13 protein-coding genes are annotated in these 15,241 nt (G+C 67.1%); 7 read left to right on the top strand and 6 right to left on the bottom strand.

Going from position 1 to position 15,241, the window contains the following annotated elements:
* Nucleotides 1–357: 357 nt before the first annotated feature.
* From ACWF4Z_RS37685 to ACWF4Z_RS37705, 5 genes are read right to left on the bottom strand one after another with little or no spacing between them, the layout of a single operon-like run.
* Nucleotides 358–1,449 carry a Gfo/Idh/MocA family protein gene (locus tag ACWF4Z_RS37685; RefSeq protein ID WP_452248031.1) on the bottom strand — a complete coding sequence of 364 codons (1,092 nt, stop codon included), beginning with the start codon at nt 1,447–1,449 and terminating at the stop codon, nt 358–360.
* Nucleotides 1,442–2,206: a ThuA domain-containing protein gene (locus ACWF4Z_RS37690; protein WP_452248032.1), complete on the bottom strand. Its 765-nt coding sequence runs from the start codon at nt 2,204–2,206 to the stop codon at nt 1,442–1,444. The genes ACWF4Z_RS37685 and ACWF4Z_RS37690 overlap by 8 nt, the downstream gene beginning before the upstream one ends.
* Nucleotides 2,207–2,224: 18 nt before the next feature.
* A complete protein-coding gene (locus tag ACWF4Z_RS37695) occupies nt 2,225–3,025 on the bottom strand; it encodes a carbohydrate ABC transporter permease (RefSeq protein ID WP_452248033.1) in 801 nt (266 codons plus the stop codon).
* 9 nt (nt 3,026–3,034) lie between these two features.
* The gene (locus ACWF4Z_RS37700; protein WP_452248034.1) at nt 3,035–3,970 is read right to left on the bottom strand and encodes a carbohydrate ABC transporter permease; all 936 of its coding nucleotides are present in this window, start codon (nt 3,968–3,970) and stop codon (nt 3,035–3,037) included.
* Nucleotides 3,971–3,975: 5 nt separating this feature from the next.
* Entirely contained in the window at nt 3,976–5,208 is a 1,233-nt protein-coding gene (locus ACWF4Z_RS37705) for a sugar ABC transporter substrate-binding protein (RefSeq protein ID WP_452248035.1), read from the bottom strand.
* 193 nt (nt 5,209–5,401) lie between these two features.
* Here ACWF4Z_RS37705 and ACWF4Z_RS37710 point away from each other — a divergent pair, with 193 nt between their 5' ends.
* The gene (locus tag ACWF4Z_RS37710; RefSeq protein WP_452248036.1) at nt 5,402–6,415 is read left to right on the top strand and encodes a LacI family DNA-binding transcriptional regulator; all 1,014 of its coding nucleotides are present in this window, start codon (nt 5,402–5,404) and stop codon (nt 6,413–6,415) included.
* Here the strand turns inward: ACWF4Z_RS37710 and ACWF4Z_RS37715 are convergent.
* Nucleotides 6,362–7,258, bottom strand: coding sequence for a LysR substrate-binding domain-containing protein (locus ACWF4Z_RS37715; protein WP_452248037.1), 897 nt, complete (start codon nt 7,256–7,258; stop codon nt 6,362–6,364). The genes ACWF4Z_RS37710 and ACWF4Z_RS37715 overlap by 54 nt on opposite strands.
* A 75-nt stretch (nt 7,259–7,333) precedes the next feature.
* Between ACWF4Z_RS37715 and ACWF4Z_RS37720 the strand changes: the two genes are divergently transcribed.
* From ACWF4Z_RS37720 to murQ, 6 genes are all read left to right on the top strand, one after another.
* Entirely contained in the window at nt 7,334–8,788 is a 1,455-nt protein-coding gene (locus ACWF4Z_RS37720; protein ID WP_452248038.1) for a ketol-acid reductoisomerase, read from the top strand.
* Between the two features lie 9 nt (nt 8,789–8,797).
* Entirely contained in the window at nt 8,798–9,970 is a 1,173-nt protein-coding gene (locus ACWF4Z_RS37725) for a low temperature requirement protein A (RefSeq protein ID WP_452248039.1), read from the top strand.
* 113 nt (nt 9,971–10,083) lie between these two features.
* A complete protein-coding gene (locus ACWF4Z_RS37730) occupies nt 10,084–11,376 on the top strand; it encodes an exo-beta-N-acetylmuramidase NamZ family protein (RefSeq protein ID WP_452248040.1) in 1,293 nt (430 codons plus the stop codon).
* Nucleotides 11,373–13,112: a serine hydrolase gene (locus ACWF4Z_RS37735; RefSeq protein WP_452248041.1), complete on the top strand. Its 1,740-nt coding sequence runs from the start codon at nt 11,373–11,375 to the stop codon at nt 13,110–13,112. The genes ACWF4Z_RS37730 and ACWF4Z_RS37735 overlap by 4 nt, the downstream gene beginning before the upstream one ends.
* 36 nt (nt 13,113–13,148) lie before the next feature.
* Nucleotides 13,149–14,036 (top strand): MurR/RpiR family transcriptional regulator, encoded by an 888-nt coding sequence (locus ACWF4Z_RS37740; protein ID WP_452248042.1) that lies wholly within the window; start codon nt 13,149–13,151, stop codon nt 14,034–14,036.
* 113 nt (nt 14,037–14,149) lie between these two features.
* On the top strand, nt 14,150–15,043 hold the full coding sequence (gene murQ, locus ACWF4Z_RS37745; RefSeq protein ID WP_452248043.1) for an N-acetylmuramic acid 6-phosphate etherase: 894 nt from the start codon (nt 14,150–14,152) through the stop codon (nt 15,041–15,043).
* Nucleotides 15,044–15,241: the final 198 nt, after the last annotated feature.

The raw sequence follows: 15,241 nt of genomic DNA on the forward strand, positions 1-15,241 counted from the left end.
AGCACCGTGATCACACCCAGAACGCGACCACTCGGGTGAGCGGCTCCGGGATAGCTGCGTCCTTCCCTGGTCGGGGTGGTGTGGGTCAAGGGTCGTAGATCGCGCAGCGACGCCGAAGGCGCCCTTGAGGCACGCCAGCCCGACTGGCACGATCACGCAGCCCGGAGACCGCGACACCACAGTTTCTCGGCGCAGACCAGATCGGCGGCGTATCAGCAGTTCGCCCCGCCGGAGGGCTTGGCCGCAGCACAGTGGTTCTGCGCGCACCAGCCGAGCGGCGGATCCGCGATCCGCGCACCCGCCGAAGGCGGCAACTAGACAGCCGGCGCGGAGCGGTGTCCGATCAACCGACGTTCGTTACAAGGACAGACCTACGGCCGCCAGGGCGCTGGGCCAGGATTTGAGGGCTGCGAGTAACGCGGGGTCCTGGACAGTGTCCAGGGCCTCGGTGTGGGCGGACTCGAGGACCTCTGCGATCGTGATCGGCGTACCTGAAGCGGCGGAGCGTACGGCGGCCTCGACCATCGCGATGCTGATCACGTTGGAGTGGGCCTCGGACTGTGGGACGGTCGAGTTGCGGACCGCGGCGACGAACTCGACCAGTGAGCCTGCGATCTGCTCGGGGTCATCGGTCATGACGGCGGGCACTGCTTCGCCCGACTCCAACGAAGCGACGGGTGCGTTGTCGCCGTCCCAGGTCGCCGTACCGCCGGATGCGCTGGCTCGCCAGCGACCGTTCCACGAGGTCTCCAGACCGGGCGCGCACCAGCTGCCGGTGAAGGCGAAACGGCTGCCGTCGGCGAACCGGAAGATCGCAGACGCGGCCGCGTTGCCGTCGAACCAGCTCCACTCCGGGTTGTACGACTCGCAGTAGACCGAGACCGGCTCCGAGCCGATCAGCTTGCGCGCCAGGTCGAACTGATGAATGGCCATGTCGACCAGCAGCGGCTCCGCCATCCGCTCCCGGAACCCACTGAAATGCGGGGCTTTGAAGAACTCACACGACAGCGTCCCGATCTTCCCGAGCTCCTTGAGCTGCCGCCCGAAGGCGGTCCCAGCGCGGAAATAGCGTCGGGACTGCGAAACCATCAGCAGCTTCCCGCTCACCTCGGCCGCCGCGATCATCGTCAGGCACTCGCGGACGGTCCCGGCCAGCGGCTTCTCGCTGAGTACGGGAAGCCCACGCTGTAAGGCATCCACGCTCACGACGGGATGCGCGGCCGGCACCGTCACGTCGATCACCGCGTCCGCTTCGACGCCGAGCTCGTCGATCGACGTCGCCACCGGCACGGAAGCGTGTCCGTTCTCCGAAGCCGCCGTACGCGCGACCTCCACATCCAGATCGACCAGCCCGACCAGCTCGACCTCAGGATTTTCGGCGATCGTTCGGAGCCACGCGCGGCCCATCCCGCCCGCGCCGACCTGGATCACTCGGAAAGCCTCAGGCATCCGTCGGCTCCTCGATCGGGCCGGTGTATCCACGCCCGTTGAAGAAGTCCCCGGTCTCGTACCGCAGCAGTGTCGGAACCGCTCGCTCCGGCCGGTCCGATCGAGCCCACGCGACGCCGTTCGCGATCACCTTGCGGACGTCCTTGTGGTGATAGACCGGGAAGTCCTGGTCGCCGGGGGAGAAGTAGAAGATCTTCCCGTGTCCGCGCCGGAACGTGCACCCCGACCGGAACACCTCGCCGCCCGAGAACGACGACACGAAGATCAGCTCGTCCGGTACCGGGATGTCGAAGAACTCGCCGTACATCTCCTGCTGCTCGATCTCGATCGGATGCGGGACGCCCTGCGCGATCGGATGCGTCGGGTTCACCGTCCAGACCAGCTCGCGGTCCCGCTCACTGCGCCAGCGCAACGTGCACGACGTACCCATCAGTTTGCCGAAGATCTTCGACCAGTGCCCGGAGTGCAGTACGACCAGGCCCATCCCGGACAACACCTGCTGGTACACGCGTTCGACGACCTTGTCCTCGACCTCACCGTGTGCGGCGTGACCCCACCACACCAGTACGTCGGTCTCGGCCAGCACCTCGTCCGTGAGCCCGTGCTCGGGCTCGTCGAGGGTCGTGGTGGAGACGTCGGCCTCGAGGTTCTCGCGGATCCCGGCGGCGATGGTCTCGTGCATGCCGTCCGGGTAGATCTCCCGGACGTGCGGCTCGATCTGCTCGTGCCGGTTCTCGCCCCAGACAAGTACCTTCATAGTTGGTTTCCCCAATGGTTATTTGACGGCCCCGCCGATGGCACCGGCGGCGATGTATTTCTGCGCGGCGACCAGCAGCACGATGGCCGGGATCGCCGAGAGGACCGCGGTCGCCATCACCGCGTTCCAGTTCTGCACCTGGGTGCCGAGGTACTGGTAGATCCCCAGCGTCACCGGCCGCACGCCGCCCTTGGTGGTCAGCGTGAGCGCGAAGAGGAAATCGCTCCAGGAGAAGAGGAAACTGAACAGTCCCGCGGTGATCAGCGAGTTCCGGCTGATCGGCAGGACGATCGCGACGAACGCGCGGAACAGCCCGGCGCCGTCGACGCGTGCGGCCTCCACCAACGACGGTGGCAGCGACATCATGAACGACCGCAGGATCAGGATCGCGAACGGGATCCCGCTGCTGCAGTTGGCGATGATCAACCCCGGGATCGAGTTGAGCAGACCGATCCGCTCGTACGCCGTGTACAGCGCGTTCGCGATCACGATCCCCGGGATCATCTGCGAGATCAGGATCGCCAGCAGCCCGACCGACACCCATCGCGACCGGAACTGCGAGAGCGCATACGCACACGGGGTCGCGATGGCCAGACTCAGTACGACGGTGCCGGCGGCGATGATCATGCTCGTCACCAGGTTGCCGCCCTGCTCGCTGAGTGCCCGGCTGTACCCGCTGAACGTCGGGTGCAACGGCACGAGCCCCGCGGTGAGGGTGTTGCCGGAGGGCTGCAGTGACGCGTTCACCATCCAGTAGACGGGGAAGAGCATCACGCACAGGATCAGTACGCCGATCACGGAGTACGCCGTACGTCGCATGCCGTCCTCCTACTCGTCGACCGCGCGACGCGTGCCGCGCAGGTAGAAGATCGCGAACACGAACGAGATCGCGATCAGGATGTTGCTCAACGCGGCACCCTGACCAAACCTGAAGTCGACGAACGAGCGCTGGTACGACTGGGTCGCCAGCGTCTGGGTCGCGTTGGCCGGCCCACCGCCGGTCAGCCCGAGGATGATGTCGAGCACCTTGATCGTGTAGACGACCCCGAGCATCAGCAGCACGCTCGCGACCGACCGCAGGTTCGGCCAGGTGATGTACCGGAACGCACGCCACCCGGTCGCGCCGTCCAGTTGGCCGGCCTCGTACAGCTCCTCGGGAATCTCGGCCAGACCCGAGTAGAGCAGCGTCACGTTGAACGGGATGCCGATCCAGATGTTGACCCCGATCACCGCGATCAGCGCGACCGACGGCGAGGTCAGCCAGGGCACCGGCTCGTTGATCAGGTGCAGCGCGCTCAGCGTCCGGTTCAGGATGCCGCTGTCCTGCTCGAGGATCGATCGCCAGGTCGCGCTCGACACGATCAGCGGCAGCAGCCACGGCAGCAACAGCAACGACCGCAGGACGCCGCTGAGCGGAAACCGGCGGTGGAAGAACAGCGCCAGCGCCAGCCCGATCGCGAACTGGAACGCGATCGAGCCGACGGTGAACAGCGCCGTGTTGACCATCGCCTGGCCGAACAGGTTGTCCCGGACGACCGCGCTGTAGTTCCGCAGGCCGACCCACGGCGCCGCCCCGGTGAAGAACGTCCGTAGGCTGTAGTCCTGCAGGCTCATCAGCAGGTTCTTCACCACGGGGTAGCCGAACAGCGCGATCATCGCCACCGCGGCCGGCAGGACGAACAGAACCTTGGTGAGGCCTTCGCCGCGGCCCACGGACCTGCGGACCGCGGCGGTCGTCGTACGGACGAGTGTCGCCTGAGCCATCGCGATCAGCCGCCGGACGCCTGCTTGAAGGCGTCCTGCGGAGAGGCCTTGCCGGTCAACGCCAGCTGGATCGCCTGGTAGATGACCTTCGCCGCGTCCGGCCACTTGTCGCCGAGCTTGCCGGTCCGCGAGCGGGCGGTCTTGACCTGCTCGGTGAAGGCCTTCATCGACGGGACCTCTTTGACGTACTCGTCGAGCAGCGCGGTCTTGGTCGGGATGGTGTACCGAGCCTTCGCCCAGGCGAGCTCGTTCTCGTCCGAGTTCAGGCACTTCACGAAGTCGGCGGCCTTCTGCTCCTTGGCCTGGTCCTTGTTCAGCGGGACCGTCCACGCCTCACCGCCGAGCGGCGCGACCGGCTTCTGGTCCGGCTTGTTCACCGGGAACGTGACCACGTCCCACTTGATCTTCGGATTCTTGTTCAGCGCCGGAATCTGCCACGGGCCGTTCACCATCATCGCGGCCTTGCCGGCCAGGAACTGGTCGTTCACGTCGCCCTGGGTCCAGTTGATGACGCTCTTGGACGCGGACCCCGACTGCACCAGATCCGTCCACAACTGCAGGGCTTCCGTGACCTGCGGGCTGGTCAGGTCGGTCTCGTCGCCGCCGTTGGTCCACATCGCCGGCAGGAACTGCCACGACCCTTCGTACGTCGCGTTGGCGTTGAACGCGAGCCCGTACCGGCCGGGCTTGGTGAGCTTCTTGGCCACGGACTTCAGCTCGTCCCAGGTCTTCGGCGGTTGTACGCCGGCCTCGGCCAGCATGTCCTTGTTGTAGAACAGCGCGATCGTGTTCGTCACCGGAGCCAGCCCGTAGAGCTTGCCCTGGTACGACGTCGCGTCGACCATGCCCTGGATGACTCCGTCGCCGGTCAGACCCAGGTCGTTCAGCGGCGCGAGCGCTCCGGTCGCGGCGATCTGCTGTACGTCGGGATTGTCGAGCATGAGGACGTCCGGCAGAGTCTTCGACGAGGCCTGCTGCAGCACCTTCTGGATGAAGGATTCGCCTGGCACGGTCTCGCGCTGCAGTGTGACGCCGAGCTGACTCGCGCAGGAGTCGAGGCCCTTCTGGACCAGCGTCTTGTCGGGTTCGTTGTTGTAGTAGTCCAGGATCGAGAGGCTCTTGACACTGTCGGTCGACGACGACGAGCCACCAGAGCTGCCGTTGCCACCGCAGGCGGCCAGCACGAGCGACAGGGTTGTCACACCGGCCAGCGCGGCGGCGATCCGCTTGCTGATCATGACATCGGTCTCCTTCAGGGAACGGGCCGATCAAAACGCTTAACCACAGGACTGAGGGGCGGTGGGATTGACTTGTCTCCGAGGTGGTAAACCGCTTAACTGAGGTTCCAAGGACTATGTTCCTTGGGTCACATCGCTGTCAAGAGGTCAGCGCCAGGTGTAGTGAGGTCTATGTCAGAGGGGGCCGAATCCGATGGTGACCATCCGCGATGTCGCCGATCGTGCGGGCGTGTCGACCGCGACCGTCTCCTTCCTGCTGAACGACACCAAGCCGGTCCGGGCGGCCACCCGGGCGAAGATCGAGGCGGCGATGGCCGAGCTCGGGTACCGCCGCAACGTGGTGGCCCGCGCGCTGGCCAGTCGGCGGACGCACATCATCGCGATGGCGTATCCCGCGCTGGATCATCGCTTCGGCTTCTCGGCCGCGGAGTTCTTCACCAGCGCGGCCGATGCGGCCCGCAAGCAGGACTACCACCTGGTGTTGTGGCCGGTCGGGAACGACGGCTCCGAGCTGCATGAGCTGCTGGGACAGGGTTTGGTCGACGGCGTGGTGCTGATGGAGGTCCAGCTCGACGATCCCCGGGTCGCGATCCTGCAGGCCGCGGGGACGCCGTTCGCGTTGATCGGCCGTACGGCGGAGCTCGAGGGGTTGTCACACGTGGACATCGACTTCGACGCGACCGTCGAGGACGCGATCGGTCATCTGTACGGGCTCGGTCATCGCCGGCTCGTGCTGGTCTCGGGTGATCTGGCCGATCCGCGGTTCCACAACTACGGGCCGTACGTCCGGACGGAGGCGGCCTACCGCAGGGTTGCCGCGGAGTACGGCGTACAGACCGTTGTGCTGCAGTGCGCCGACACAACGCGCGCCGGCCAGGAAGCCGCCGAGCGCCTCATGCGCGAGCACCCCGACACCACGGCGGTCCTGATCCTCAACGAATACGCCGGCCTAGGCGTAGCGTCCGGCCTCAACCGCCTCGGCTACGACGTACCCGACCAGATCTCCATCCTCCCGCTCCTGATGGCCCCCGAAACCGCGGCCCTCTCCAACCCCGAACTGACCATCATGCGAACCCCCGGCCCCGAACTAGGCCAACTAGGCACCGAAGCCCTGATCCGCCAACTGGAAGGCGCCCCACCCCTCCCACCCCAACTAGTCCCCGCCAACCTCCACCCCGGCGCCACCACCGCCCCACCCCGCGGCTGATGACCCGACGTCTGGGGCGAAGGACCAGAGGGCGGCTGTTAGGGGGCGGTGGAGGTCGGGTCTGCGGACGCAGAGGCCGATGGGGAGGGGGTCCAGGGGAGTCTCGGTGGGGACTTGGGTCAGGCGGGTGGCGGTGATGGAGGAGTCGAGGACGAGGCGGGGGACTATGCCCGTGCTGTTGCCCAGGGCAACTAGGGTGAGGAGGGCTTCGTGGCCGTCTGGTTCGGCGGCTATGACTGGGCGGGCGCCGGTTTGGCGGAACCAGTGGAAGGCGGCTTCGCGGACCAGGCCTCGAGCAGGTACGACGTAGGTGCCGTCGGGCTCGGCGTCGCGGGCTTTGACCAGGACCAGGTCGGTGACGGCAACCGTGCGGGTTGCCATCGTTTGGGGGAGTCGTTTGGGGATGCCGGCTACGGCTGCGTCTACCTCGCCCTCGTCCAGGCGGGCCAGTGCGGCCGCGGCGTCGCCGGTGCGGATGTCCAGGCGGATCTGCGGATGTGCTGCCCGCAGCGGGCCCAATAGGTCGGGCAGTAGTGCTTGGCAGGCGGTCACGGTGGCGAAGATTTTCAGCTCGCCGATCAACCCACTCGGCGCACTGGCACCGGCGCGATAGTCGTCCCACAACCCCAGAGCCTGCTCCGCGTACGCCGAGAACCGTCGCCCTTCCGCGGTCAGCGCCACGCCCCGCGGACCCCGGTCGAGCAAGCGGGCACCCGCTCGTACCTCGAGGCGCTGGATCGTCCGGGTCAGCGTCGCCGCGCTGACATGACACTCCAGACTCGTCCGCCCGTAGTTGAGGGTGCGGGCCAGATGCAGGAACAACTCGAGCTCACGCTGCTCCACGTTTCACCTCCTGCAACGCCCCGGTGCAGATGTTGCGCTTGTCGCAACGCCTACCGGCGACTTTAACTGAAAGGCATGAGCACCCTTACCTCGTCGGTCTTCCGGACCGAGACCATGACGGTCCCCGGCGGGACCGAGACGATCGTTCGTGGCGGCCGGGACCTCTTCCCGCTGCTCGAGCAGGCGCTGCACGGCGCACGGCGGATCGGCGTCATCGGCTGGGGTCCGCAGGGCCGGGCCCAAGCCCAGAACCTGCGTGACTCGCTGGCCGGCACCGACATCACGGTCTCGGTCGGACTGAGGCCGGGCTCGTCGTCTGCCGACGACGCGCGCAAGCACGGTTTCACCGAGGAGAACGGCACCCTCGGCGACTGGCTGGAGGTCGCGGCGGACTCGGATCTCGTCATCCTGCTGATGGCCGACGCCGCCCTCGCCGCGAACCACCCGCAGATCTTCGAGGTGCTCAAGCCCGGTGCCACGATCGGCCTGTCGCACGGCTTCCTGCTCGGTCACCTGAAGGCGATCGGCAGCGACTTCCCGGTCGGCCATCCGGTGATCGCGGTCTGCCCCAAGGGCATGGGAGATTCGGTACGGCGTCTCTACCAGCAAGGCGCGACCATCAACGGCGCCGGCATCAACGCGAGCATCGCCGTACACGCGGACCCCGACGGCCACGGCACCGACCGCGCGCTCGCCTGGTCGATCGGCCTCGGATCGCCGTACACCTTCGCCACCACCCTGCGCGACGAGTACCACTCCGACATCGTCGGTGAGCGCGCGATCCTGCTCGGCGCCGTCCACGGCCTGGTCGAGGCGATGTACCGCTACTTCCGCATCGACGGCGCCGACCCGGTCACGGCGTACGAGCGTTCCACCGAGGCGATCACGGGTCCGATCGCGCGGACGATCTCGACCGACGGCCTGGCCGCCGTCCGCGCCGCGACCGCGGATCCGGATCTGTTCGATCGTGCCTACAGCGTCGCCTACGGCCCGGCCCGGGACCTCGTCGCGGAGATCTACGACGAAGTTGCCGAAGGCACCGAGCTGCGCAGCGTGATCCTGGCCGAGCGCCGGCTCACCGACAAGCCGATGACGACGATCGGCGGCAGCCCGATGTGGTCGTACGGCGAACGGGTCCGGGCCCGCCGCGGCGAGGCCGCGACCGTCATCGATCCACTGACCGCGGGGGCGTTCGTGGCCACGATGATGGCGCAGGTCGACGAGTTCGCCGCGCGCGGGCACGCCTGGTCGGAGATCGTCAACGAGTCGGTCATCGAGGCGGTCGACTCGCTGCTGCCGTACATGCACGCGCGCGACGTCGCCTACATGGTCGACAACTGCTCCCGCACCGCGCGCCTCGGCACGCGGCGCTGGGGCCCGCGCTTCCAGGCGGCCTACGAGCAGATCGTCCTCCCGCGCATCGACGAGCCGGCCGATCCCACCCTGATCAAGGCCTTCCTGGAGAACCCGGCCCACGAAGCCCTCGCCACAGCGGCCCTCCTCCGCCCATCAGTGGACATCTCCGTCTAACCTGTGCGAATGCCGGAGTCGCGATCCCGCTTGAGTCCGATGCTCCCGCGGGACCCGCACGAACCGGGGCGGGTCGCATCGTCGTTGGAGCTGTTCTTCGACCTGGTGTTCGTGGTGGCGGTGAGTGTCGCGGCGGCTGAGCTGCATCACGCGCTGGCGGAGAAGCATTTCGACGGCATCGGTACGTACGCCGTGGTGTTCTTCGGGATCTGGTGGGCCTGGATGAACTTCACCTGGTTCGCCACCTCGTTCGCCACGGACGACTGGCTGTACCGGCTGCTGACCATCTTCCAGATGAGCGGCGTCCTGATCCTCGCCGCCGGGATCGACGCCGTCTTCGCCGAGCGGGACTTCACCATCACGGTGATCGGGTACGTCGTGATGCGGATCGCGATGGTGGCCCAGTGGCTCCGCGCGTCCCGCACGCCCGGCCCCAGCCGACGAACCACCCGGATGTACGCGGCGGGGATCGCGACGACCCAGATCCTCTGGATCCTGATGCTGTTCCTGCCGGAATCGGTCCAGTTCTTCGCGGTCGTCGTGGTCATCGCGGCCGAGCTGTCCGTGCCGATCATCGCCGAGAAACAGTGGCTGACGCCCTGGCATCCGCACCACATCACCGAGCGGTACGGCCTCTTCACGCTGATCCTGCTCGGCGAAAGCCTGCTCGCCTCGGCGAACGCGCTCATCGAGGCCGTTCACGACCACGAGGAGCTCGGCCCGCTGATCTCGCTCGGCGTGCTGACGCTGATCGTGACCGCCGCGCTGTGGTGGATCTACTTCTGGCCACCGCATCACACCGCGATCACGTCGTTCGCGAGCTCGCTGCGGTACGGGTACGTGCACTACTTCGTGTTCGCCGCGGTCGGTGCGTTCTCGGCCGGCATCGAGGTCGAGATCGACGTCATCACGCATCACAGTGAGCTGAGTGACGTTGCCTCGTCCTTCACGGTGACCGTCCCGATCGCTGTCTTCCTGTTCGGGATCTGGTGGATCGCTCTCCGCGCGAACGCCGATCGCGTCGTCAACGTCGTCGTACCGGCGGGCGCCGTACTCGTCCTGCTGGATCCGTTGATCCCGGTCCCGTTCGCGCTCACGGCCGTCTTCATGGTGCTGATCGTGGTCACGCTGGTGCTCCGGCCGCCGGTCGAGTCCGCCGGTCCTGAGGCGAGCAGTTCGTAAGGTGGGCAGTTCGTAATCACCCCTTGACCCAGCGTGCGTGCGTGGGTAACTTTCGCGTCGCTGGGGAGCGTCAGTAATTCAGTTACTTCGGCGGTTCGGCGAGGGGAGAATTGATGAGGCGACGCAGTCTGCTCGCGGGTGCCGGTGCACTCGCCGCTGTCCCGCTGATCGACGTACCGGCAGCGCAGGCCGGCGGAGATGACCACACGACGACGACTCGCACGACGATGACCGGCGCGGAGGTACTGGCCAAGGACGGCTGGCGTGCGCTGGCCCGTCAGCGGGTCGGCGTGATCAGCAACCCGACCGGGATCCTGCCCGACCTCAGCCACATCGTCGACACCATGCACGCGTCCGGCAAGGTCAACGTGGTCGCGGTCTTCGGCCCCGAGCACGGCTTCCGCGGCAGTGCGCAGGCCGGCGGTTCCGAGGTCGATCACATCGATGAGCGCACCGGGATCATGGTGTACGACGCGTACGGCGCCACCGCGACCAAGCTCGCCGATCTCTACGGCAAGGCCCTCGTGGACACGGTCGTCTTCGACATCCAGGATGTCGGGGCGCGGTTCTACACCTACATCTGGACGATGTACGAGGCGATGAAGGCCGCGGTCACCACCGGCGCGCGCTTCGTCGTACTCGACCGTCCCAACCCTGTCGGCGGGTACGCGCGCGGCCCGATGCTGCAGCCTGGTTTCACCTCGGGTGTCGGCAAGGAGGAGATCCTCCAGCAGCATGGCATGACCGTCGGCGAGCTGGCGCGGATGTTCAACGCCGAGTACCTGCCGCTGGACATGAACGGCGCCCGCCTGAAGGAGCTCCAGGTCATCCAGGTGAAGAACTGGAAGCGCGACCAGCTGTACGACGACACCGGCCTCGCCTGGGTGATGCCGAGTCCGAACATGCCGACGCCGGACACCGCGTTGCTGTATCCGGGCCTGTGCCTGTTCGAGGCGACCAACATGTCCGAGGGACGCGGTACGACGCGACCGTTCGAGCTGATCGGAGCGCCGTACGTCGACTACAAGTGGGCCGAGGCGCTGCAGACCAAGAAGATCCCGGGCGTGCAGTTCCGGGAGGCGTACTTCACGCCGAGCGTCAGCAAGAACGCGGACCTGCTCTGCGGCGGCGTCCAGGTCCAGATCACCGATCCGCACAAGGTTGAGGCGATCACCGCGGCGACCCACATGATCGTCGAGGCGCGCAAGCTGTACCCGGACTTCGCCTGGCGCGCGGAGACCCCGCCCGGTCGTTGGATCGACCTGCTCACCGGGTCCGACCGGTTCCGGACCATGCTGACCGCCGGAGCCTCGGCCGAGGAGATCGTCGGGGCGTGGAAGTCGGAGACGGACGCGTGGACGACCCGCCGGGCGAAGTACCTTCTGTACGGAGGCCCGCACCGATGAAGCCCGGACCGGTCAAGTACTGGGCTCTGGTCGCGGTAGCCTCTGCGGTGATGCTGACGATGGCTACCCCTGCAGTTGCCAATGGCAACAATTCTGGCCGGTTCGACCGCCCGTACGCCGGGTACGCGTCGAAGGGAACCCTCTTGCGCGACTCGACCCCCGCGAAGGCCGGCCTCGACCCGGCGCCGATCGACGCCGCCCTGGCTCAGGTCGCCGGCTGGACCCAGCCCAGCGATACGGCGAAACCCCTCTACGCCGGCGCGGTCACGCTGCTCGGCCACGACGGCAAGGTCGTCACGCGGACGGCGACCGGGATGGCGCTCAAGTACGCCGACGGTGCCGGCACCGAACTGCCGCCGGACCAGCAGATCCCGATGCGGACCGACACCATCTTCGACCTGGCGTCGGTCTCCAAGCTGTTCACCTCGATCGCGGTGATGCAGTTGGTCGAGAAGGGCAAGGTCGGGCTGGACACGCCGATCGCATCGTACGTTCCTGAGTTCGGAGAGAACGGGAAGCAGGCCATCACGGTCCGGCAGGCGCTCACCCACACGACCGGATTGCCGTCGTGGCTGCCGTTGTGGAGCGCGCAGCCGGATCCGGCGGCGCGGATGCAGATGGCGCTGACCGCGAAGCTGACGAGTGTGCCGGGGACGAAGTACCTCTACAGCGATCTGAACCTGATCTCCCTGGGCGAGCTCGCGCACCGCGTGGCCGGTAAGCCGCTCGACAAATTGGTTGCCGACGGCATCACCAAACCGCTGCGGATGAAGGACACCGGCTACAACCCCGACCCGCGCAAGAAGCCGCGGATCGCCGCGACCGAGTTCCAGACCGCGCCGCCCCGCGGGATGGTCTGGGGTTCTGTGCACGACGAGAACGCCTGGTCCCTCGGCGGTGTCGCCGGTCATGCCGGAGTCTTCAGCACCGCGGACGACCTGGCCGTCCTCGCGCAGACCTTCATCAACGGTGGAAGCTACGGCGGTGCGCGGATCCTCAAGGAATCTTCGGTCACCGCGATGATCACCAACTTCAACCAGGCCTTCCCGGGGAACGACCACGGCCTCGGGTTCGAGCTGAACCAGCGCTGGTACATGGGCGGTCTGACCGGCCCACGCGCCGCCGGGCACACCGGCTACACGGGGACGTCGATCGTGATCGACTTCGACTCGCGTTCGTTCGCGATCCTGCTGACCAACCGGGTCCACCCGTCGCGCAACTGGGGCAGCAACAACCCAGCGCGGCGCGCTGTCGTCCAAGGGCTCGCGCTGGCGCTCGGCGTCGGCCCGCGACACGGCAAGGATGCATGGTTCTCCGGTACGACGGACAACGCGACCACGACTCTGGCGACGAAGGTCGCCGTACCGGCTGGTGGGGCACAGTTGGCGTTCGACCTGTTCGTCGACACCGAGGACTCGGATCTCCTGTATTTGGAGACGTCTCCGGATGGTGTGACCTGGACGAAGGTGCCGTTCACCGTGCGGGATCGAGGGTCGGTGACCGATACCGATGGCTCGATCAGTGGATCGGGCGATCGGCATTGGCATCAGGTCACGGCCGAGCTGGCGGCGGGCGATCAGACGATCCGGTGGCGCTACACCACCGATCCGCTATACCAAGGCCGCGGTGTCTACGTCGACGGTGTGAAGATCACGAGCGGGGATGGTGTTCTGCTCGACGGAGAACGAACGCCTGAATCATTTACCGCAACTGGTTGGAGACTTTCGCGTCGGTGACCCCACTTGGTGCATAGTCGCCGTACCGTGGCTGTCATGAATTCATCAACCTCTCCAGAACCCACGGGGCCGCTGTTGGTCCGGGTCCGCGCGGTGATGCCCGCGCTGGCGCCGGCCGAGCAGCGGGTGGCGAACGCGGTCCTCGCGGACCCGGGCGGAGTGGCGGCGATGACGATCTCCGAGCTGGCCGAGGTGGCGTCGACGTCGGAAACGACCGTCATCCGCTTCTGCAAGCAGATCGGCGTTCCGGGCTATCCGCAGCTCCGCCTGCAGTTGGCGGCCCAGTCGGCGCAGGAGAGCATCCGGCCCGAGGTCGGCGGTGACATCGAGCCTGGTGACTCGCTCGCCGACGTGGTCAGCAAGGTGGCGTTCGCCGACGAGCGGGCGGTCCGTGAGACCGCCCAGCAGGTCGACGTCGACACGCTGGCCAAGGTCGTGGATGCGGTCGTGAATGCCTCGCGGGTGGACCTGTACGGGTTCGCGGCGAGTGCGTTCGTGGCGCTGGACCTGCAGCAGAAGCTGCACCGGATCCGCCGGGTCGCGTTCGCGTGGTCCGACGTACATATCGCCTTGACGAGCGCTGCGTTGCTCGGTGACGGGGATGTGGCGATCGGGATCTCTCATACCGGTACGACGGTCGAGGTCGTCGAGGCGCTGGAGGAGGCGGCCAAGCACGGCGCCACCACGGTCGCCGTGACGAACTTCCCGCGGTCGCCGCTCGCGAAGACGGCCGATCTGGTGCTGACCACGGCTGCGCGGGAGACGACGTACCGATCCGGGGCGATGGCGTCGCGGATCGCGCAGCTGACGGTGATCGACTGCCTGTTCATCGGGGTCGCCCAGCAGGTCCTGCCGGACGCCCGGAAGGCCCTGGAGGAGACCGCCAGCGCGGTCCGAGGCCACCGCCTGAAGGGCTCGGAGTAAGCGCTCGGCGAGATCCTCTCGCTCGGGTCTTCCTTCCTTCCCTGTGCGTCAAGGGTTTCTGTCAAGGATGAACAGAATTGAAAAACCTTCAGTAGGAAACTAACATCGAACCTGTGACCACGCCGACGGAGCAGCGCAATCCCCGGACGCTCGCCATCGATGCGGTGGGCACGAGCGAGATCCTCCGCATGGTGAACACGGAGGACGCTCGGGTAGCCGGTGCTGTTTCCGTCGTGATTCCCCAGCTGGCTCGCGCTGTCGACGCCGGGGTCGAGTCGATCCGTAGCGGCGGCCGCGTGCACTACTTCGGCGCCGGTACGTCGGGGCGGCTCGCGGTGCTGGACGCTGCTGAGCTGCTGCCCACGTTCCATGTGCCGGAGGGTTTGGTAGTCGCTCACCATGCCGGCGGGTTGGAGGCGTTGCTCCGCGCGGTCGAGAACGTCGAGGACTCCGAGGAGGGCGGTGCCGCCGACGCGGTCGCCGTGACCGGGCGGGATCTGGTGATCGGGCTGGCCGCTTCGGGGAGTACGCCGTACGTCGCTGGTGCGCTGAAGGCTGCCCGAGCCGCCGGCGCGACCACTGTGCTGATCACCTCGAACCCTGCTGCACCGCTCGCTCCGTTGGCCGACATCGTGATCGCCGCGGACACCGGACCCGAGGTCATCGCCGGGTCGACCCGGCTCAAGGCCGGGACCGCGCAGAAGATGATCCTGAACGCGTTCTCCACCACGCTGATGATCAAGCTCGGCCGGACCTGGTCCAACCTGATGGTCGATCTCGTCGCCACCAACAACAAACTCCGCGGCCGCATGCTCCGCATCCTCGCCGAAGCCACCGGCGCCGACCCTGAGGCCTGCGAAGCCGCCCTCGCCGACGCCGACGGCGAACTCAAGCCGGCCCTGGTTCACCTCCTCACCGGCACTCCCATCCCCGCCGCCCGAGCCGCCCTGGAAGCCGCCCACGGCCGAGTAGCCACCGCCCTGACCACACTGGGCGCCCCGGCCTGACCCAGCCCCACCCCACTCCCGAGCTGCACGCCTGGGGAGGGTTGCGCGAGGTGTTGAAGGCTTGCTCTGCGGTACTGGTGGGGAAATTCTTTGGGAACTGGCCCTAGTGGCGCGTGTCATTAATTAGGTGACGGTTGGTGTTGGGTGAGAATGAGGTATGCCGAACCGTCCTGCTGTTGCGCTGGTGCTTCGTGAGGG

Source organism: Kribbella sp. NPDC055071 (genome assembly GCF_053608045.1).